17 protein-coding genes, 2 pseudogenes and 1 riboswitch are annotated in these 20,109 nt (G+C 45.4%); of the genes and pseudogenes, 4 read left to right on the forward strand and 15 right to left on the reverse strand.

The window, feature by feature from the left end; all coding sequences use genetic code 11:
- Positions 1–118: 118 nt before the first annotated feature.
- The 6 genes from J1C86_RS09865 to J1C86_RS09890 form a co-directional block, all read right to left on the reverse strand.
- Positions 119–1,390, reverse strand: a complete 1,272-nt coding sequence (locus J1C86_RS09865) for a TRZ/ATZ family protein (protein ID WP_125408777.1) — start codon at positions 1,388–1,390, stop codon at positions 119–121.
- Positions 1,391–1,527: 137 nt separating this feature from the next.
- Complete coding sequence (locus tag J1C86_RS09870) at positions 1,528–2,220, reverse strand: methionine ABC transporter permease (protein ID WP_002898357.1); 693 nt, start codon at positions 2,218–2,220, stop codon at positions 1,528–1,530.
- Complete coding sequence (locus tag J1C86_RS09875) at positions 2,220–3,287, reverse strand: methionine ABC transporter ATP-binding protein (RefSeq protein WP_125406079.1); 1,068 nt, start codon at positions 3,285–3,287, stop codon at positions 2,220–2,222. The genes J1C86_RS09870 and J1C86_RS09875 overlap by 1 nt, the downstream gene beginning before the upstream one ends.
- Before the next feature lie 250 nt (positions 3,288–3,537).
- The gene (locus J1C86_RS09880) at positions 3,538–4,410 is read right to left on the reverse strand and encodes a MetQ/NlpA family ABC transporter substrate-binding protein (RefSeq protein WP_125406082.1); all 873 of its coding nucleotides are present in this window, start codon (positions 4,408–4,410) and stop codon (positions 3,538–3,540) included.
- Between the two features lie 158 nt (positions 4,411–4,568).
- Positions 4,569–5,504: a peptide-methionine (R)-S-oxide reductase MsrB gene (gene msrB / locus J1C86_RS09885; RefSeq protein ID WP_125406085.1), complete on the reverse strand. Its 936-nt coding sequence runs from the start codon at positions 5,502–5,504 to the stop codon at positions 4,569–4,571.
- Between the two features lie 176 nt (positions 5,505–5,680).
- Positions 5,681–6,619, reverse strand: coding sequence for a dihydroorotate oxidase (locus J1C86_RS09890; RefSeq protein WP_125408776.1), 939 nt, complete (start codon positions 6,617–6,619; stop codon positions 5,681–5,683).
- A 349-nt stretch (positions 6,620–6,968) separates the two neighbouring features.
- On the opposite strand from J1C86_RS09890, the gene gdhA reads away from it, so the two are divergent.
- The 3 genes and pseudogenes from gdhA to J1C86_RS09905 form a co-directional block, all read left to right on the forward strand.
- Positions 6,969–8,315 (forward strand): NADP-specific glutamate dehydrogenase, encoded by a 1,347-nt coding sequence (gene gdhA / locus J1C86_RS09895; RefSeq protein WP_125408775.1) that lies wholly within the window; start codon positions 6,969–6,971, stop codon positions 8,313–8,315.
- Positions 8,316–8,346: 31 nt separating this feature from the next.
- On the forward strand, positions 8,347–8,832 hold the full coding sequence (locus tag J1C86_RS09900) for a GNAT family N-acetyltransferase (RefSeq protein WP_125408774.1): 486 nt from the start codon (positions 8,347–8,349) through the stop codon (positions 8,830–8,832).
- Positions 8,833–8,847: 15 nt separating this feature from the next.
- Positions 8,848–8,958 (forward strand): annotated as a pseudogene (locus J1C86_RS09905) (NADP oxidoreductase); the annotation flags it as partial.
- A 95-nt stretch (positions 8,959–9,053) separates the two neighbouring features.
- Here J1C86_RS09905 and J1C86_RS09910 read toward each other — a convergent pair.
- The 4 genes from J1C86_RS09910 to J1C86_RS09925 all read right to left on the reverse strand — a co-directional run bounded on the left by J1C86_RS09910 (position 9,054) and on the right by J1C86_RS09925 (position 12,075).
- Complete coding sequence (locus J1C86_RS09910) at positions 9,054–9,422, reverse strand: EXLDI protein (RefSeq protein WP_125408772.1); 369 nt, start codon at positions 9,420–9,422, stop codon at positions 9,054–9,056.
- A gap of 62 nt (positions 9,423–9,484) precedes the next feature.
- Positions 9,485–10,387 carry a DUF2268 domain-containing protein gene (locus J1C86_RS09915; RefSeq protein ID WP_125408771.1) on the reverse strand — a complete coding sequence of 301 codons (903 nt, stop codon included), beginning with the start codon at positions 10,385–10,387 and terminating at the stop codon, positions 9,485–9,487.
- Positions 10,388–10,560: 173 nt separating this feature from the next.
- Positions 10,561–11,190: a DUF4352 domain-containing protein gene (locus J1C86_RS09920; protein WP_125406108.1), complete on the reverse strand. Its 630-nt coding sequence runs from the start codon at positions 11,188–11,190 to the stop codon at positions 10,561–10,563.
- Between the two features lie 21 nt (positions 11,191–11,211).
- Positions 11,212–12,075, reverse strand: a complete 864-nt coding sequence (locus J1C86_RS09925; protein ID WP_002907299.1) for a mechanosensitive ion channel family protein — start codon at positions 12,073–12,075, stop codon at positions 11,212–11,214.
- A gap of 185 nt (positions 12,076–12,260) precedes the next feature.
- Here J1C86_RS09925 and sstT point away from each other — a divergent pair.
- Positions 12,261–13,436: pseudogene (gene sstT / locus J1C86_RS09930) on the forward strand (serine/threonine transporter SstT).
- 65 nt (positions 13,437–13,501) lie between these two features.
- On the opposite strand, the gene J1C86_RS09935 reads toward sstT, so the two are convergent.
- The 5 genes from J1C86_RS09935 to J1C86_RS09955 form a co-directional block, all read right to left on the reverse strand.
- On the reverse strand, positions 13,502–14,839 hold the full coding sequence (locus J1C86_RS09935; RefSeq protein ID WP_125406111.1) for an alanine/glycine:cation symporter family protein: 1,338 nt from the start codon (positions 14,837–14,839) through the stop codon (positions 13,502–13,504).
- An 85-nt stretch (positions 14,840–14,924) separates the two neighbouring features.
- A riboswitch (glycine riboswitch) is annotated at positions 14,925–15,017 on the reverse strand.
- A 166-nt stretch (positions 15,018–15,183) separates the two neighbouring features.
- Entirely contained in the window at positions 15,184–15,498 is a 315-nt protein-coding gene (trxA, locus tag J1C86_RS09940; RefSeq protein WP_002929164.1) for a thioredoxin, read from the reverse strand.
- A gap of 84 nt (positions 15,499–15,582) precedes the next feature.
- On the reverse strand, positions 15,583–17,001 hold the full coding sequence (locus J1C86_RS09945; RefSeq protein ID WP_427150802.1) for a C69 family dipeptidase: 1,419 nt from the start codon (positions 16,999–17,001) through the stop codon (positions 15,583–15,585).
- A 100-nt stretch (positions 17,002–17,101) separates the two neighbouring features.
- Positions 17,102–17,746, reverse strand: a complete 645-nt coding sequence (locus J1C86_RS09950) for a GNAT family N-acetyltransferase (RefSeq protein WP_125406116.1) — start codon at positions 17,744–17,746, stop codon at positions 17,102–17,104.
- A gap of 10 nt (positions 17,747–17,756) precedes the next feature.
- Positions 17,757–20,090 (reverse strand): endonuclease MutS2, encoded by a 2,334-nt coding sequence (locus J1C86_RS09955; RefSeq protein WP_125406119.1) that lies wholly within the window; start codon positions 20,088–20,090, stop codon positions 17,757–17,759.
- Positions 20,091–20,109: the final 19 nt, after the last annotated feature.

Below are 20,109 nucleotides of genomic sequence, written 5' to 3' on the forward strand. Positions count from 1 at the left end.
GCGGGGAGAAGCGTGCTACAATCTCCAAATTGCGGCATGCTTCCACCATTCTCCTGCTTCATTATCTATTTTTTCAATTCTAATAGCTGATTGCCGAGCTGAAACTCAGCTTTCATTCTTACACAAAACTCCCTACATCAACGGTCAGCACTTGGCCGTCTCGGACGACCTGCTGCCCAGCAATGTAGACATCCTGAACATCACTGCCTTTGACTGCGTACACTAGGTGCGACAGCATATTTCCAAAAGGATAGAGATGAAGTCTTCCCTTAGGTTGAATGACAATGAAATCGGCTTGCTTGCCCGCTTCCAGACTACCGATTTTGTTATCCAATCCCAACGCCTTGGCTCCTTCAATAGTCAAAGCTTTCAAGGACTGATCAATCGTAAACTGGGTCGCATCTCCTGCCCGCATCTTCTGAAGGAGAGCAGCTGTCCGACCTTCTTCAAACATATCCAGATTATTATTGGAAGCGACAGAGTCTGTCGCTAAGCCAACGGTCACCCCAGCGGCTAATAAATCCGTCACCGGAGCTACCCCGGAAGCCAGCTTGAGGTTGCTGATAGGATTGTGGGCGATGCTGACTGGTGAAGCCGCCAAATCCGCAATCTCTGACGTATTCAGCTCAACCCCATGAGCAAAAATACCTGACTGCTCCAAGTAGCCTAGGCCTTTCAAGAAAGCCAGAGGCCGTTTGCCATAGCGCTCCAGTATGATTTTATTTTCATCCTGTGTCTCCGCTACATGGATATGAAGCTTCAAATCCAGTTCACGCGCTAGCTCAAGACTGCCCTTGAGCAGTTCTTCGTCACAGGCATAAGGCGAATGAGGCGCCACCATGACCTGAAAATCTTCATCATTATAGGAAAGGATTTTCTCAATAATGGCCCGAGTACGAGCCAGAGTCTCTTCTGCCGTTTCTACCTCTGAGCTAAAGAGTGTCGGTGAGAAATAGCATCGCATACTGGACTGCCGCACAGCCTGATAAATCCGGTCAATATCCACTCCCTGAGGATTATACATGTCGTTAAAAGTTGTTGTTCCTGACAGCAGCATTTCAGCCAGAGCCAGCTGGACAGCCTGGGTCGTTAAATCTGCTGTGAATCGACTTTCTGCTGGCCAGATATAGTCCTCCAGCCATTCATGAAGATTGCTGTCATCACGAATCCCGCGCAGCAAGGTCATGGCCGAGTGAGTATGACAGTTGACCAGCCCTGGCATGATCCAAGTACCTTCATAATCCACTGTTTCACTACATTTCCCTAGCCAGCTTTCATCATAGGGACCACAGTAGGCAATGCGGTCGTCCTCAACCACCAATAGCCCTTCCCGGTAAACATGAAATTGGCTGTCACAGGTCACCAGATTGACATTTGTATAAGCTTTCATCCGCCATATCCTCACTTTCCCAATACTTGGCTTCAAGAGATTTTAGCTATTATAACAAGCCTAATCTAATTGCGCAAGTTTTTTTATAAAATTATGGCATTAAAAAGAGCCCCAGCTGAGGCCCTAGTTGTCAATCATTATCTATGACTAATCTTCCGTGTCAGGAAATCCCCAACAAACTGAATAAAGAAGATGAGCAGCAAAATAAGAATGGTCGCAAGAATGGTCACATCATGGTTGAAACGCTGATAACCATAAGTCAGGGCAACATTTCCCAGTCCACCGGCACCAATCGCCCCTGCCATAGCGGTCTCACCAACCAGAGAGATCAGCGTAACAGTCGTCACCCGAATCAAGTCCGGCAGACCTTCCCGCAGGTAAACACCGACAATGTCCCAGAAAGTTGCTCCACTAGCCTGCGCCGCCTCAATGACTCCTCGGTCTAGTTCGGATAGGACCACCTGAACCTGACGGGCAAAGAAAGGAAAAACAGCCAGAGAAAGAGGCACCAAGGCCGCAGTCGGTCCAATCCCAGTTCCCACAATAATCCGAGTAAAAGGATTGATGAGGGCTAGGAGAATGATGAAAGGAATCGCCCGGAAGATAGAGGTAACTTTGTCCAAGACGAAAAAGACAAGTCTATTTTCCAAAATACCTCTCGGCCCTGTCAAGACAAGCAAGAGACCTGCGATAAAGCCTAGAATCCCTCCGATAAAGAAAGGAATGATAGTCATATACAGAGTCAGGTAAATAGCTGTTCCCCAGCCAGCCTGCCCAGACCAGCCCATTCTATAAACATTGGGCATAAATTGTTGAATCAGCTGTAGCATTAGTTACTCCCTTCTTTCAGAACATGCAGCTCTACTCCTGCTTCGCGCAGACTTTCCTGCACCGCCGCCAGTTGCTTGGTCTCTCCAGATAAGATAACGACCATTTCTCCGACCGGTACATGATCTAAAATCTCAATATTGGCGTGAAGAATATTGGCAGATATGTGATACTGCTTGTAAATGTCGTTTATAATGGCTGTGTCCGTTACCACACCTGAGTATTTCAGGTGGGCCAGAATGGAATTTTCCGGCAGGTTTTGCACAATCTTTTGCTGGTTGATTTTGATCATGGCCTCATTGATACCCGTTGCGGTCGTAATGAAGTCTTGAGTCAGCTCATTCTTGGGATTAGAGAAAATATTCAGAACTGATCCTTCCTCAATCAGCTGACCATTCTGCATGACTGCTACCCGGTTAGCAATGTCCTTGACAATCTGCATTTCGTGGGTAATGAGGACAATAGTCAGACCCAATTTTTGATTCAAATCCTGCAATAGAGCCAAAATCTGCTTGGTGGTCTTAGGATCCAGAGCAGATGTAGACTCATCCGAGATTAGGATTTTGGGATCATTGGCCAAGGCCCGTGCAATGGCCACCCGCTGCTTCTGACCGCCAGACAACTGAGCAGGATAATTATCTGCACGATCCGCTAAGCCTACCAAATCCAAAAGAGTATGAACTTTTTTCTCTTTTTCAGCAGCTGATAAAGGAGAATGCTTGAGCGCAAAGGCAACATTTTCCTTGGCTGTCATCTGTGCCATGAGGTTAAAATGCTGGAAAATCATCCCAATATCCTTACGCTTTTGACGTAGCTGAGCCGCAGTAAGCTGAACCTGATGATGATCATAGAAAACCGTATCATCCACCGTAATCTTACCGGCAGACGGCACCTGCAGCAAGTTAATGACACGAACCAGAGTAGATTTCCCGGCACCAGAATAGCCTACAATTCCATATATATCTCCCTGATTAATATGAATGGTCACATCTTCTACGGCCTTAATGTCTTGCTTTTTTTGATTAAAAACGACATCAATGTGATCTAATTTGATAATTTCTTTGCCCATAATTTCCGATTCACTCCTTGATTTGTCCAATATGTGATTTATCCTCTGTAGCCTTTTAGTTTGATTTCCGCCTGTCACTTGACCAAAGACAGTGATAAGTTGCGTGCTGCAATCTGTACCAACCTAGCTCAAAGCTAGATAATGATCAAACTAAATGACCATAATAGCAGATAAAGGGCTGGAGAAGCTAATCTCCGCCCTTCTTAATCATTTCATTTATTCAATACAATGACCTTCTGCAAGTTAAAAATTACCACACTGGCTGATCCATACCATCTGATGATTCTTCGATAACTTTTTTTACTTCATCAGTGTGGTAAGCCTTGATAATTTTTTCAATTGCGTCAGCCTTGTCTGATTTCTTCCAATCTGCTTTCGCTGCGATCAGATTATACCATTGTTTTGAGTTTTCATTGGCTTCTTCTTTGAAGAGGGCCTTCTTGTAGTCAATACCTGCTTCGCGGACGAAAGTATTATTGACAACTGCAGCATCTGCTGAAGTCAGAGAAGCTGGTGTTTGAGAAGCATCCAACTCAGAAATTGTCAGATTCTTCTTGTTTTCTTTGATGTTGGCAACAGTCGCAAGTTCCTTACCTTTAACATCAAGCTTGATCAAGCCAGCTGATTCAAGAAGATAAAGAGCACGGCTCTCATTTGTCGCATCATTTGGAACGGCAATTGTACCATTTTCTGGGATGTCTTTCACATCTGTATATTTATTTTTGCCGTCCTTTGTACCAGAGTAGAGACGAATAGGTGCGATATAAGTATCCGCAACAGACACAAGGTCTGCTCCCTTCTCTTTATTCCAGTTTTCAAGGAAGTTGTAATGTTGGAAAGCGTTGATATCCACATCACCGTCAAGCAGAGCTTGGTTAGGCTGAGAGTAGTCGGTAAACTGCGTATACTCTAATTTAACGCCTGCATTTTCTTTGTCAAGAATCTCTTGAACCTTGTTCCAGCGCGCTTCTTCTGTATCACTCAGGCTCATTACCCCAACCTTGATGGTTACAGGTCCGCCTGCTGATTTGCTCTCCTTACTAGAAGAACCTCCGCAAGCTGCCAAACCCAAGGCTACAAGGCCGACTAAGCCTACTGAAAAGATTTTTTTCAAATTCATCATTTATTCTCCTTTGATGGATAAAATTCTAAATCTTCTATTTTATAAGATTACTTCTCATTTTACCATGTTAAAGAAGACTTGGCTTATATAAATAATTTATCGCCGTGATAAAAAATTTATATAACGGATTGAAGCATTTGCGTTGATTTTATGCCCTTTTATTGCATGAAGGTTAGCAGATAGCCGTATCCTTCTGCTTCCATTTTTTCTTTTGGAATAAATCGCAGAGCCGCTGAGTTGATGCAGTAGCGCAAGCCGCCTGCTGCTTCTGGACCGTCTGTGAAGACATGGCCTAGATGAGCATTTCCAGAACGACTGCGCACTTCGATCCGCTCCATGCCATGACTCTTGTCTTCATAATATCGCAGAACTTCTCTGGCAATAGGCCGGCTAAAGCTAGGCCAGCCGCAGCCAGACTCAAACTTGTCACCAGCAAAAAAGAGGGGCTCACCAGTCGTCACATCTACATAAATTCCTTCTTCAAAAGTGGCATTGTAGGCATTATGGAAAGGACGCTCTGTTGCACTAAGCTGTGTCACCTGGTACTGCTCTTCCGTCAGCTGCTCTTTCAGTTCCTCATCAGTAGGCTTCTCGTACTGACCAGGATCGACCAAGGGCTGATAGGCGTCATTGACATTGATGTGGCAGTAGCCACCAGGATTTTTCTTGAGATAATCCTGATGATAGTCTTCAGCTAGGACATAGTGGCGCAAATGCTCTAGCTCAACAGCAATCTTTTGTCCCAGCTGCTTTTCCTGTTCAGCAAAGACCTGCTCAATGACGTTCTTATCGGCTTGATTGGTATAGTAAACGCCCGTCCGATACTGACGACCCACATCATTTCCCTGCTTATTGACCGACAGAGGATCAATAACTCGGAAATAATAGAGCAGGATTTCCCGCAGGCTGACTCGCTTTTCGTCATAGATTAGATGAACCGTTTCTGCATGGTCCGTCTGGTGAATCAGCTGGTAGTTAGTTGATTCCACCTGTCCATTAGCGTATCCCACTGTCGTTTCCTCTACACCCTCAATGCGGGAGAAGTACTCTTCCAAGCCCCAGAAGCATCCGCCTGCTAAATAAATTTCTGCCATAAAATCACCTCATTTCTTTGCGTCTATTTTCTCATAAAAGAAGTTGAAATTATAGCAATTTGATTAGAACTTTCTTCAAATTGATATGAAAAAGCTGGGTCTTAATGACAATCAACCCAGCCATGTTCTTCATTTCAAATCACAACAACACTTACATTAAATCTTTTTATAGAAGATTACTCCTCAATATACTTCAATTTTCCTCGAAAATCTTCTAAGCTCTCATAGCCTTTTTCTTCCATAATAGCCTTGAGTTCTGCAGCGATGCGCTTGAAGGCTGCCACTCCTTCTTTATGAAGGGTTGTTCCTACCTGCACCATACTAGCTCCACAGAGGATATGCTCAAAGGCATCGCGGCCAGTCAGGACACCTCCAGTTCCGATGATTTGGATTTCTGGTTTCAGGCGTTGGTAAAAAGCATGGACATTGGCCAGAGCGGTCGGCTTGATGTACTGACCTCCGATACCTCCAAAACCATTTTTCGGACGAATGACCACTGACTCATCTTCTATATAAAGGCCGTTTCCGATAGAGTTTACACAATTGACAAACTTGAGCGGATATTTGTTAAAAATCGCAGCAGCCTGATCAAAATGCACGATATCAAAATAAGGAGGCAGCTTAATACCCAACGGCTTGGTAAAATAAGCAAAAACCTCTGACAAAATCTTTTCCGTCGTTTCAAAGTCATAGGCAATCTGCGGCTTGCCAGGGACATTGGGGCAGGAGAGATTGAGCTCAGTAATGCCTTTAAAGTCACTTGCCTGCACTTTCTGAAGAATGGTGTGGGTTTCTTCTGGTGACATACCGACCAAAGAGAGGAAGAAAGTTCGATTTGGTTCGCTTTTCTGGAGTTCCAGCAGGTAGTCAAGATAGTAGTCCAAACCATTGTTGGGCAGGCCCATGGAGTTGATAGACCCCAGCGGAACATCCTGATAGCGCGGTTCTGGGTTTCCCTGACGAAATTCCAGCGTCGCTGTCTTGGTCACAAATGTTCCCGCAGCAGAATCTTTGACTTCTGCCAGTTCCTCTTTTGTCATGCAGGCAACCCCAGCTGCATTCATTAGGCAGTTGTCAAATGCAAAACCAGCAATCTGTGTAGATATCGAAACCATATTAAACGCTCCTTTTTTCTGAAGGCGAGTGCCTTTAGCTCATTTCCTCTATTATATCACCAAAACCCGCTTTTTCGTTTTTTAAACCAGCAATTCCTGACTAACGTTCGGAAAACATCCAGTTCGCTCAGCTATTTTCTGGAATATTTCAGAAAATAAATTGTGGAAATTTTTAGAAAATTCAACTTTTTTCTTTACAAGAGAAAAAAAGTCTGCTATAATGTTCCATGTAATAAAATATGACATCTAAAAGATGCCTGTTTTAAAAATTTAAACACATCCTCGTCACACAAGCTACAAGTAGCTTTTGACAGGATGGTTTACTATTTTATTTAAAGGAGAATGACAGATGACAACTGCTAAAGAATATATCCAAAGCACTTTCGAGACCGTAAAAGCCCGCAACGGACACGAGGCAGAATTCCTCCAAGCTGTTGAAGAGTTTCTCAATACTCTGGAGCCCGTTTTTGAAAAACATCCAGAATACATCGAAGAAAACATCCTAGCGCGTATTACTGAGCCTGAGCGTGTAATCAGCTTCCGTGTTCCTTGGGTTGACCGCGAAGGTAACGTACAAGTCAACCGTGGTTACCGCGTACAATTTAACTCAGCAGTTGGTCCTTATAAAGGCGGCCTTCGTTTCCACCCAACTGTAAACCAAGGCATCTTGAAATTCCTCGGCTTTGAGCAAATCTTCAAAAATGTCTTGACCGGCCTGCCAATCGGCGGCGGTAAGGGTGGTTCCGACTTTGATCCCAAAGGTAAGACTGATGCTGAAGTGATGCGCTTCTGCCAAAGCTTTATGACAGAATTGCAAAAACACATCGGCCCATCTCTTGACGTTCCAGCTGGTGATATCGGTGTCGGCGGACGTGAAATCGGCTACCTCTATGGCCAATACAAACGTCTTAACCAATTCGACGCTGGTGTCTTGACTGGTAAACCTCTTGGATTTGGCGGCAGCTTGATCCGTCCAGAAGCAACAGGCTATGGCTTGGTTTACTACACAGAAGAAATGCTCAAGGCTAACGGCCAAAGCTTTGCTGGCAAGAAGGTGGTTATTTCCGGTTCTGGTAACGTAGCCCAATACGCTCTTCAAAAAGCAACTGAGCTGGGAGCAACTGTTATCTCTGTTTCTGACTCAAACGGTTATGTCATCGATGAAAATGGTATTGACTTTGATCTTTTGGTTGATGTTAAAGAAAAACGCCGTGCTCGTTTGACTGAATATGCAGCTGAGAAACCAACTGCTACATACCATGAAGGTTCTGTATGGTCTTACGCTGGTAACTATGATATTGCTCTGCCATGTGCGACTCAAAATGAAATCAATGGCGAAGCCGCTAAACGCTTGGTTGCTCAAGGTGTTATCTGTGTATCTGAAGGTGCCAACATGCCTAGCGACCTGGATGCTATCGCTGTTTACAAAGAAAATGGTATCTTCTACGGACCTGCCAAAGCTGCCAACGCTGGTGGTGTAGCTGTATCCGCATTGGAAATGAGCCAAAACAGCCTTCGTCTGTCATGGACTCGCGAAGAAGTTGACGGCCGCCTCAAGGACATCATGACAAACATCTTCAACACAGCTAAGACTACCGCTGAAACTTACGGACTTGGCAAAGACTACCTAGCTGGTGCTAACATTGCTGCTTTCGAAAACGTAGCCAACGCTATGATTGCCCAAGGTATTGTTTAACTAGTCGATACATCCTATCGGAGGACAAATCATGAACTTACGGCCAATGGAAGTGAGAGACAATCCAGCTGTAGCGCAGCTCATTCGAGCCAGCCTAGAAGAATTCGGGCTTGACAAACCAGGAACTGTCTACTTTGATTCTCATCTAGATCATTTGGCCGACTATTATCAACATCAAGAGAGGGCAGCTTACTTTGTTCTGGAAGACGAAGGTCATCTCGTTGGCTGCGGTGGCTTTGCACCTGTGTCTGATAAAATTGCTGAATTACAAAAACTGTATGTCACTAAAAACAGTCGTGGCAAAGGTTATTCCAGTCGGCTGATAAAGCAGATATTCCAAGAAGCCCGCCTAGCAGGTTATGAACAGCTTTATCTAGAAACCACTACTGAACTGGCTACGGCCGTGGCCGTCTATCAACACTATGGTTTTACATCACTGCAACAACCACTTTCTAACGCTGCCGGCCACCCAGCTATGAATATCTGGATGATAAAATCCCTCTTATCAGATGAATAGATGTCGGTATACTCTGGCTGTCTCAAGAACATCATGACAAATATCCTCAACACAGCTAAAACTACCGCTGAAACTTACGGACTTGGCAAAGACTATCTGGCTGGCGCTAACATTGCTGCTTTCTAAAACGTAGCCAACGCTATGATTGCCCAAGGTCCTGTTTAAGTACTATTTAACTAGAACTCAAAGAAATCCGACTGCTTATAAAAGCGGTCGGATTTTTATATATCTAATTTTTCAAAAAACTTGCCTGATGACTGCTTTTCTTTTAGCTTCTCCAGCAGCTCATTCTCCAGAAAAGGACTTAGTTCGTCAAAATCTTGACAAACCTTAAAGACAGTTTCTCTGTCCAACTGGTCATAAGCTAGTTCGTAATAATCCTTCTTATGATGCCAGTTCTGGTCATAATTGACATCTGTTCGCTGATAGTAAACGATGTTTTGCTTCGGTGTCAGGTAAAGCTTCTGCGTCAGAATGCTTTTCTGATCTTTGGACAGCTTGCTACGATTGAAAATCTTGACACCTTGAAAAATCTTACGCTCATGGATACCTTGATTTGTGACTTTTAATTCAATTCTTTTATAATGCATACTGATACCTCCAGAAATCACCTACATTATATCAAGTTTTGACAGATTTTCAAGCAAAAGTGTCATTTCCAAAAGTCTTTAGTCGCCTCTAAAATTTCTTCTGTCGGTGACACCGTAGCCTCAGTAATGCTCTTGCCAGTCTTTTTCAGATAAGCTTGTATCAGATGATAGCCATAAGCATAGCCCGCAGCATAAGGCATACCAACCGGTATTTGACCTTGTATTTCTGCAATTTCATCACCGTAGAGATAAGGAGCCATTTCCGCCATCCCAGTTAGCTGAAGCTGACTTGAGATGATGGGCTTAATCTCCTCTAACTGCTCTGGACTGGTTGAAGTAACCCAAGGCCCAATGAGATCTTTGCCATAGAGTTCAGCAGCAAAAGACTCTGCCAACCCCTCACTGACTACCCAGTCTGCTAAGGTCGTCTGCTGGTTCCATTTGATAAATTGGAAGCGGACATTATGGTTGCACTCATGGGCCAGCGCCGCCTGCACACGTGGCAAAGTATAGTCATTTGGTAGTAGACTAAGCATGAGGTAGCCTGGAATTCCTCCATCTCCGCTGTAACCCTTATTGAGCTGTAGCATAGGTTTTTCTGGATTGCCTAACAAAATAGTAAAATAGTAATCCTCAACCTCTAAATCATAGCCAGCTTGCTCAAAAAGACCGATACTCCTCTTGATGGTATCTTGACAATTTTGCCAGAGTTGATCAGAGCTCAGAGCATCAATAGACGGTCTATCCTTTTCTGATAGAGTTCCGGGTAGCTGATTCATAAAGCCAAGTAGGAACAAGGCATCAAATCCTCCGGGATACTTCGCTTTCAGAGGAATGTGTTGTGTTTGATATTTTGTTGCAAAAGGTGCTAAAATCTTAGCTCGAAAATAACCTTCTCTCTTTTCTAAAGGCAGCTCGAGCATCTCTTGATAAACTTTATCTGAACGAATCATATTGATTTTCATGGTAATCTCCTTTTCTAATTTCCACCAGTATACACCCTCCTCTAAGGTCAGAGTCAAGAAAAAGATTTGAAATTTTCGTCTCAAATCTTCTTTTATCTATACAGTTTGCTGCCTCCACTTTCAAATCTAGTGCGGAAAATAGCAAAGGCGTTAAAGTGATGGGATAATATTCCCTATTGCTCCTTCTTTTTCTCTTGCTTTGTCTTGTTTTTCTCCTTTTGCCACTTAGCATTTTCGTAGGTCACGGTATAGGTATCCTCATCGCCGCCTTCCCCATCAAAGATTAGGTCAAAGCGGATGGACTTGCCTGGCGCCAAATTGGTGCCGATTTGTGTATTGTCAAAGGTTGAGCCATCCAAAATATAGACATTTTCCTTCTTGTCATAGAGTCCAAAGTCATAAGGACTGACCAGAATGGGCTTTTTAGAAGTGTTTTCAACCGTGATAGTCGCAACGACAGCTACTCCTGTTGACTCATCGCTCATGACTCTCTTGCTGTCTTCCACTGCCGAATGAACTGTCACCTTGAGTCCACTGGAAAATTCAACTGTTTTCTCAAAAGCATGACTGGAATAGGAATCAAGAGGTGAGTTATGGTAGCCCGTGAGAGACTTGAGATGGTTATTTTCCTCCATAAGGCCAATCGTGGTGATGACGAGGAGAATGCTGAGCAAGGCCAGAAGAAAAATGATAATACCAGACACCAGAGCTGCCCAAAAGAGACCCTGCTTGTGGAGAGGACGTTTTAAACGGTAAACAAGATTGTCCTCACTGACAATCTCCTGCTGAATTCGCTGATTCATATTGACCTTTCTAATCAATAATTACTTTCCTTTTGAAAGAGGTCCAAGCGTCGGAAGCTCAATCCCCTCTCGCAAAAGCGCCTCATGGTAAAGACGGTAGAAAATATGGTAAATAGAAATCTGCATGCCTCCCTGCACTATCATGCTGATACGGAAGTTAAACTGGCCATTTGAAGCCATCTGCGGCCCCAAGATATTCGGCTCTTTAAGAATCTCTGGATGTTCTGGCACAGCTTCTTCATTGACCTTAGAAATGATGCGGTAAATCTCGTCCAAATCCGTCTGGGCATAAATGGGAATGTCAATTAGAACACGCATATCTCCACGGGAAAGATTGCTGACAACCATAATATTGCGGTTGGGCACAAAATGAAGCGTTCCGTCCGCGTCCCGTACCTGCGTCGTCCGAATCCCGACACTGATTACTGTTCCAGCGATGTTGATAGGACCGTTAGTCAGGCGGACATTGTCACCGACATCTAACTGTCTCTCGAGAAGGATAAAGAAGCCATTGACCAGATCCGACAGGAAGCCCTGGGCTCCCATTCCGATGGCCACCCCGGCAATTCCGGCACCAGCTAAAAGGCTGGAAACCGGCAGTCCCAAGATAGATAAAACCCAGTAAATCAAGAGAAAATACAAGACATAATTAAGCAGATTTTCAATCAAACGAGTAATGGTTTTCTGTCTGGCTACATCCTGCTTGGATAGTTTGAGAGAAGGGGCAATGATTTTGGTCACTGACAAATGCAGGATTTTCTTAACGATGTAAAATAAGATAAAAAGCAGAAGTAAAGAGACCAGCTTGGAAAAAAGGTCATCTGCAATCTTGCTCCAGTCAAACTGCTGGATATAGCGGGAAAAGACATTTCCGGTCTTAGACATAGGCTACCTCCAAAAAGATTACTACCATTATACCACAAAGACCAATCAACGCGGACATAGAATGGTTAGTCCGACCTAGCATTGTTTTCACTCCCTTTCTATCGTATAATAAAATAAGTATCTAAGACAAGAAAGGAACTGACATGCTCCATCGCTTCATCACAATTTAGAATAAAACCAATCTAATCAAGCGGATTTCCATCGGTATTGGCATTGGTGTCCTACTGGTTGTCATCTTCCCCCAAGCACAAGCCATCGGACTTCTGGGCCAAATCTTCGTTGGCGGCCTCAAGGCCATCGCTCCGCTCCTAGTCTTCGCTCTGGTGGCAAATGCCTTATCTCAACAGCAAAAAGGACAAAAGAGCAATATGAAGACAGTCATCTTGCTCTACCTTCTGGGAACCTTTGCGGCGGCCCTGGTCGCAGTCCTAGTCAACTTCTTCTTTCCCATTAGTATAGAGTTGGCTTCGTCCTCCCAAAAGGTTTCTCCGCCAGATGGAATCGGACAAGTTCTCAGCAATCTTCTGCTTCAGCTGGTGGACAATCCCGTCAACGCCCTCATCACCGCTAACTACATTGGTATCCTGTCCTGGGCTGTCATCTTTGGAATTGCCATGCGGGAAGCCAGCCACCACAGCAAGGAACTGTTGCAGACCTTGGCAGATATCACTTCTAAGATTGTCGAGTGGATTATCAATCTAGCCCCTCTGGGTATTTTAGGTCTGGTCTACACGACCATTTCCGGCAAAGGTTTCCAGGCTCTAAAAAGCTATGGTATCCTGCTGCTGGCCTTGATAGCCAGCATGCTGATTGTCGCTCTGATTATCAATCCTTTGATTACCTTTATTATGCTGCGGAAAAATCCCTATCCCTTGGTCTGGCACTGTTTGCGGGTCAGTGGCGTGACTGCCTTTTTCACGCGCAGCTCTGCGGCAAACATCCCCGTTAACATGAAACTCTGTTGAGATCTGGGGCTCAATCCAGAGACCTACTCTGTCTCTATTCCTCTGGGAGCCACTATCAACATGGCAGGGGCTGCTATTACTATCAATACCCTGACCTTAGCTGCTGTCAACACGCTGGGTATCAGAGTTGACTTTGGCACGGCTCTAGTTCTCAGTATTGTAGCGGCAATTTCTGCCTGCGGGGCTTCCGGCGTAGCTGGCGGTTCTCTTCTACTCATTCCAGTCGCCTGCAGCCTCTTTGGGATTTCCAATGATTTGGCCATGCAGGTAGTCAGCGTCGGTTTCGTTATTGGTGTCATTCAGGACTCCTGCGAGACAGCCCTCAACTCTTCTACAGACGTTCTCTTTACAGCTGCGGCCGAGATGAGCAGCTGGCCAAAAGAAAAACGCTATTAATTTCGACAAAAAACCTCTAGACTTCCATCATTACGGAAAGCTAGAGGCTTTTTTACGTGCGAAAATTAGTTCTTTCGACGCCTGTCAAAGTATTTCTTTGTCTCACTGATGATAATAGGAGAAAGTGCTAGAAGAGCGATTAAGTTTGGCAAGGCCATGAGGGCGTTGACAATATCTGCAAGAATCCAGACCGCCTCCAGACCCACAAAGCCACCGAGAACAATCATAAGGACAAAGAGCAGACGATAAACGCGGATATAGCGCACCCCAAAGAGAAATTCAAAACAGCGCTCACCATAGTAGTTCCAGCCCAAGATAGTCGTAAAGGCAAAGAGAACTAGAAAGACCGAAAGCAGGACCGGACCAAAATTAGCAAAAACACTCGCAAAGGCTGCCTGAGTCAGGGACACACCGTTGAGGTTGCCATCCCAGACTCCTGTGATTAAAATCGTCAAGCCTGTCAGACTACAGATAATCAAGGTGTCGATGAAGGTTCCGGTCATAGAAATCAAGCCCTGTTCTACCGGTTCCTTGGTCCGGGCTGCCGCCGCTGCAATGGGGGCTGATCCCAAACCAGATTCATTGGAGAAAACTCCACGCGCGACCCCGTTTTGAATGGCCATCTGGATGGTCGCACCGGCAAAGCCACCGACAGCAGCCGTCTGGCTAAAAGCTGAACTAAAGACCAGATGGAGAGTCGGCAGTAATCGATCTAGATTGACCACTAAGACAGTCACAGTGCCCAAGATATAAATAGCTGCCATAAAGGGAACAACCTTGGTCGATACTCGAGCAATAGACTGGATGCCGCTGAAAATAACCAAAGCTACTAAAATAGCCAAGATAGAAGCTGTCACAGCTGGAGGCAGCTGAATGGTATTCTGCATGGCCTCTGTGATGGAATTAACCTGCGTAAAGGTACCAATCCCCAAGAGAGCCACCAAGATACCAGCTATCGCGAAAAAGATGGCCAGCGGGCGCCACTTCTCGCCCATCCCTAGTAAGATATAGTGCATAGGACCGCCTGCCATGGCTCCATGAGCATCCTTGCGCCGGTACTTGATAGCCAAGAGACCCTCAGCATACTTGGTCGCCATCCCAAAGAAAGCAGCTACCCACATCCAGAAGAGGGCACCCGGTCCACCAGTTTTAATGGCTGTTGCCACTCCGATGATATTGCCCGTTCCCACCGTCGCGGCTAGAGCCGTACAAAGAGCCGCAAAGCTGGATACATCGCCCTGATGCTCCTCGTCTGATACAAAGATTAGCCGAAAGGCACGCGGAAGACGAAAAATCTGCAGCAGGCCCAGACGCAGACTGAGATAGATACCGGTACCAACCAGCAAAATGAGCAGAGGCGGACCCCAAACCAAAGAATCTAGACGATTCAAAATTTCCAACATGATATAAGCTCCTTTTCACACCGAGAAAAAGAAAGAGCACATGCATAACATGTACTCTGGATGTGCTGGAGTAGGGAAATCCCTGCCTCTTCGCTCTGTCCTTTTACCTGAGAGTTTGAGCGGTTCTAAACCGCCTTGCCCCTTCGGTGCCATTCATGGTCTCTCCAGAGTTCCGTCCATTTCACAGTCAGAGGTGCCTGCCTCTTTCTGAAAAACTTCGTTCGGTGTTGATTATTAATTTTCTATTATTCTAAAAGAACATTCGCCTTTTGTCAATATTTTATGAAAATTTTTGAGTATGTAAACGTTTTTTGATACAAAAAAGAAGCCCTCAGGCTTCTTGCTTAGCTCAATTCAGCGATAATAGCCTTGAGCTGGTCTTTGGTGTGAACACCTGCGACTTGCTTCACGACTTGACCGTCTTTCTTGAACAGAAGAGTCGGAATGGACATAATTCCAAATTCACGGGCAGTATTTGGATTTTCATCCACATCCATTTTGAGGATTTTCAATTCGTCCTCATGGACTTCCCCTGCCAACTGCTCCAAGATAGGTGCCTGCATACGGCACGGACCGCACCAAGTTGCCCAAAAGTCAATCAGAACCAATCCCTCTTTTGTTTCTTCTGCGAATGTTGCATCTGTAACTGCTGCTACCATAAATCTTCTCCTTTAAATAGCTTACTTTTGATAACATTTTACACCAAAAGCTAGAGAAAGAAAAATATTTGCTACGGGTAGACCTTAGTCGCTCAGTGAGAAATGGTTAATCATGAGATTGCTGGCATCCAAGAGAACTTTCTCCAAGAGCTGGTCTGTCGCTTCTTGCACCTTGTCGCTCATAGCTTGATTTTCAGCTTCAAAGTTAATAGCCTCGCCCTTGGCCAAAGCTCGGTCCACCCGACCGATCATTTCATGACCCCAGGCCATAGTCTTTTCCTGATAATCATCCAAGTCTCCAACATGACTGCTAAAATGAGCATCAGCCAACCCAGCAATGAGTCGATTAGCCCAGTAGAAAGAATCCGTCGAAACCTTGTCTGTCGTGTTGGCAAAGTAATCTGGCGTTGTCGAGACTTGAGTAAAGAAAGGAACTGCTGTATTGTAAGGCATGGAGCCGTAGGATAGCCACTGGATGCCCGTTGTTTCCTGCGGTTGATTAGGGCGCAGCTGCAAGATGGCTGTCTGACTGGTCCGATTGATCCCGATAGTCCTAAAGGCCCGTCTGCTATGGTGGTCTCCCTCTGCTCCATAAGGATCATAAGGCGAATCCTGATAGTGACTGCTCAGGACATACTTGACATCTTCGATCGTGATCTTGCGGTATGGCTTGCGGCACCATGGAATGAAGAAACTCCTTGGATCTTGCTCTACTTCTGGATTGAGAAAACGCTGGATGTCCCAAGCACGCGGTGTATTGTAATGACGGTCCTTATCCTTCTGGCTGCCAAAAGCATAGCGTGGATTGAAGCCCTCGTCCGAGTAATTCAGATTGAGATAGTTTTCCTCGATAAAGTTTTTGAGATTTGGATGACAGAGGAAATGCTCTGGATTGTCAAATTCAAAATAATCGCTGCCCAGCTGATTGGGATTGGTCACATAGGCATCGTCTGGTACGCGTCGCGCCATCCAATGGTGGCCGCCAATGGTTTCCAGCCACCAGATTTCATTAATATCTGAAATAGCAATCCCATTGGACTCATAAGTGCCGTACTCCTCCAGGATTTTTCCTAAGCGTAGAACCCCTTCGCGAGCTGTCTTGATATAGGGCAGGACCAGTGTGAGGATATCTTCCTCACTGATACCTGATTCTACTAGAGGGTCAGCCCCCAGCACGCGGCTGTTGGTCGTAATCGTTTCCGTCGCGCTAACAGCAACATTATAGCTGTTAATCCCAGCAGCTCCCCAAATACCATCCTTGGGAACCGCATCTGGCACTGCCGTATAGCGGACTGGATTGTCCGGCAGATCCATCTCAAAGGATGTCAAAACTGACTGATAATGGCGGGGCTGGTCTTGTGGCTCCACTACAACAAATTTCTTGGGCGTAAAAACCCCATTTTGTGAATCCTCTGTACGAGCCACAATGGTTGAACCGTCGTAACTGGCCTTCTTGCCCACCAAAATAGTCGTGCAGGAATCTGATGCGTGTTTTAATCTCATTATTTTCCCTCCGGTACTCTTTATGCTGCTTACATTATAGCAAAAAGCAGGCTCTCATAAAAGAACCTGCTGCTATCTCTTCGCTGAAACTTCCAATGCCCTATTCAATTTTCAAGACATAGGTATGCTCTTTGTAAAGCTCATCAATATCAAAATGCTCTAAATCTTCTTTCCTTGAGACAATATAATGCCCTTCTCTTTGATAATAGCCTAAGGAATTTCCTGACTTATCTGTCAGACAGATTGTCTGCTGCTTAGTATCAACGCTGAAAGAAAACGGTATTTGACCTTTGGGTCGCCCGACAACTAAATAATCTTGACAAATCAGCTTGCCGCCCCACTTCTGATAGAGATGATTTGCTTGTTCTCCGTCTCTGGTGAAGATGATCAAGGCCTCAACTTTCTTTTCATGCAGCTGCTCCCAAGCAGCTTGAAAGAGTTGACTGGCTATCCCTTGATTCTGAAAATCAGGATGGACAGCCAGATTAGCGAAGTAAGCTATCTTTTCTCCCGGATAATATGCATAAGAATGACTTGCTTCTTCGGTGTAAATCCCAATATCTAGAAGCCCCACAACCTGATCATCTTCCACTGCTATGAGCTCAATCGAATCTTGGTAAGGTTCTTCGGTAAACTCATCCTTGCTGCAGCTCATATCATCAAAGAAAGGCGAAAAGAGATAACTCAAAGCCTTTGTATAAATCCAACTTTTCTCATAAGTCGAATCATAGATTTGTATTTTCATTTCTGGCCTCTTACTTAAAGATCACAATCGTTGCGCCACTGCCACCGGCATTTTGCGGAGCATAGCCGAAGGACTTGACGTGCTTGTTGCGGCGGAGGTATTTAGTCACCCCTTCACGGATGACCCCGGTCCCAATACCGTGGATAATATCCACCTGGGCCATATTATTGAGGAGGGCCTGATCGATAAAGGCATCCAGCTCTTCCATGGCCTCTTCATAGCGTTTGCCGCGCAGATCTAGTCTGGCTTTCGGTCCAGCAGTATTGGCCCGCTTGACCACATTGACCTGCTTGCGCTTAGGTTGCTGCTCCTTTTCAGCCTTGAGTAAGTTAAACTCCTGCTCTTCTAGAGTCATCTTGATAAGACCAACCTGAGCTTCCCAACGGCCGTCCTTGAGCTGCTTGACCAAGGTTCCCCGCTGACCATAGCTGGTGACTAGGATATCATCTCCCACCTTGGGCGCCCGATTTTTCTTAGCCTGCTTGAGCACCTTATTCTTTGATAAATCAACCGTTTCTGGTGCCAACTTTTTAAGCTGAGCCTTGGCTTCAATAATCTCATGCGGTTTGAGACTGGACTTATCATGGAGATTTTTGAGAATGCTCTCACTCTCTGACAAAGCCAAATCAACGATTTCCTGGGCTTCCAAGCGTGCCTTATTGAGCTCGGTTTCCTTTTCTCTGTTAAACTCATTATAAAGTTTTTTGAGGGCTCGGTTAAATTTGAGATTTTCCTGCTCCACCTCGCGGATATTATCCAAGCGCTTGCGGCTTTCCAGCGTCTGCTCCTCAAGGCGCTCAATGATTCGATTAACATCGCTGTCTGTGTTGGTCTGCTCTTGGGCATGACCAACGATAACTTCCGACAAGCCCAAACGCCGAGCGATTTCAAAAGCATTGGAGCGGCCAGGCACTCCCTGCATAAAGCGATAGGTCGGCCTTAAACTATCTGTATCAAACTCCATGCTGGCATTTTCCACCCAATCCGTCTCAATCCCATAGGCTTTGAGCTCAGGATAATGGGTCGTCGCCATGGTTTTAATCTGTCTTAGCCGCAAGTCTTCCAAGATAGCAATAGCCAGAGCTGCTCCCTCCTGCGGGTCAGTTCCAGCTCCCAGCTCATCCAGCAGAACCAGACTCTCGCTATCAACCTGCTCTAAAATAGAGACGATATTAGTCATGTGACTGGAGAAAGTCGACAAACTCTGCTCAATGGACTGCTCATCACCAATGTCTGCAAAAATCTGACTGAAAATCCCGACGCGGCTCCCCTTGTCCGCCAGAATCGGCAGACCTGACTGAGCCATGATCTGAGCTAAGCCCAAGGTCTTCAACATAATGGTCTTACCACCCGTATTAGGCCCTGTAATGACAATCTCTGTCAAATCTGGCCCGAAATGTAGGTCATTAGATACCGCATTTTCAATCAGGGGATGGCGGACACTAAGCAGTTGGATATCCTGCTCTTCCGACAGGTCAGGCACCACCGATCCCGTCTCCTGCATGAAGCGGATCTTGGCACGCACTAGGTCCAAATGTCCGATAATCCAAGCATTGTTGGCAATTTCAGCTGCATGGGGACGGAAGAGGTCAGATAATTCCTGCAAAATTCGCTGAATTTCATATCGTTCGTCCGCCCGACTGCTGGCAATTTCTTCGTTGAGATTGACAACTGCTCTAGGCTCGATATAGACGGTATTGCCGCTGGCAGAAATATCGTGAACCACACCAGAAATGCGGTTGCGGTAGGTATTTTTCACGGGCAGCACATTGCGTCCATTCCGGCTGGCCACTACCTGATCCGCCAGCATCTCGCCCTTGTTTTTGAGAATCTCTTGCAAAATTTCCCGCACCTGGTTTTCATTTTCTTGAATTTTTCGGCGGATACGGCTCAAACTTTCGCTGGCAAAGCTTTCGATAAAGCCACCATCATTCACAGCCTGCAGACTTCCTTGCAGCTTAGGGAACACAGCTAGATTCTCAAACAGACGGTCCAGCTTTTCCAAGTGCACATTTTCCAAGTCATCATAAAAGGACTTGAGTTCCTGAGTCACAGCTAAGACGCGCTTGAGAGCCAAAAACTCCTCAATATTCAAGTCGCTTTCCAGCTCCAAGCGCTTGGTCAAGGCAGTAATATCCTGAGTAGCGGCCAGACTAAAGTGCGGATGCTGCACAAAAATCTGCTGCATATCTGTCATTTCCAGAAAAGCCGAGGCCACCGTCTCCTTCTTACTGGTCGGCAAAAGCAGGCCCAGCTCCAGCTGCCCCTGCTCGGTCAAAAGATAGGGAGCAAAAAGTTCTTTAATCTTTTTAAATTCTAAGGTTTCTAAAATTTTTGTGTTCATAATTTTCTTTTCTAGTAAA

The organism is Streptococcus sanguinis, from assembly GCF_050220005.1.
Taxonomy (GTDB): domain Bacteria; phylum Bacillota; class Bacilli; order Lactobacillales; family Streptococcaceae; genus Streptococcus; species Streptococcus sanguinis_Z.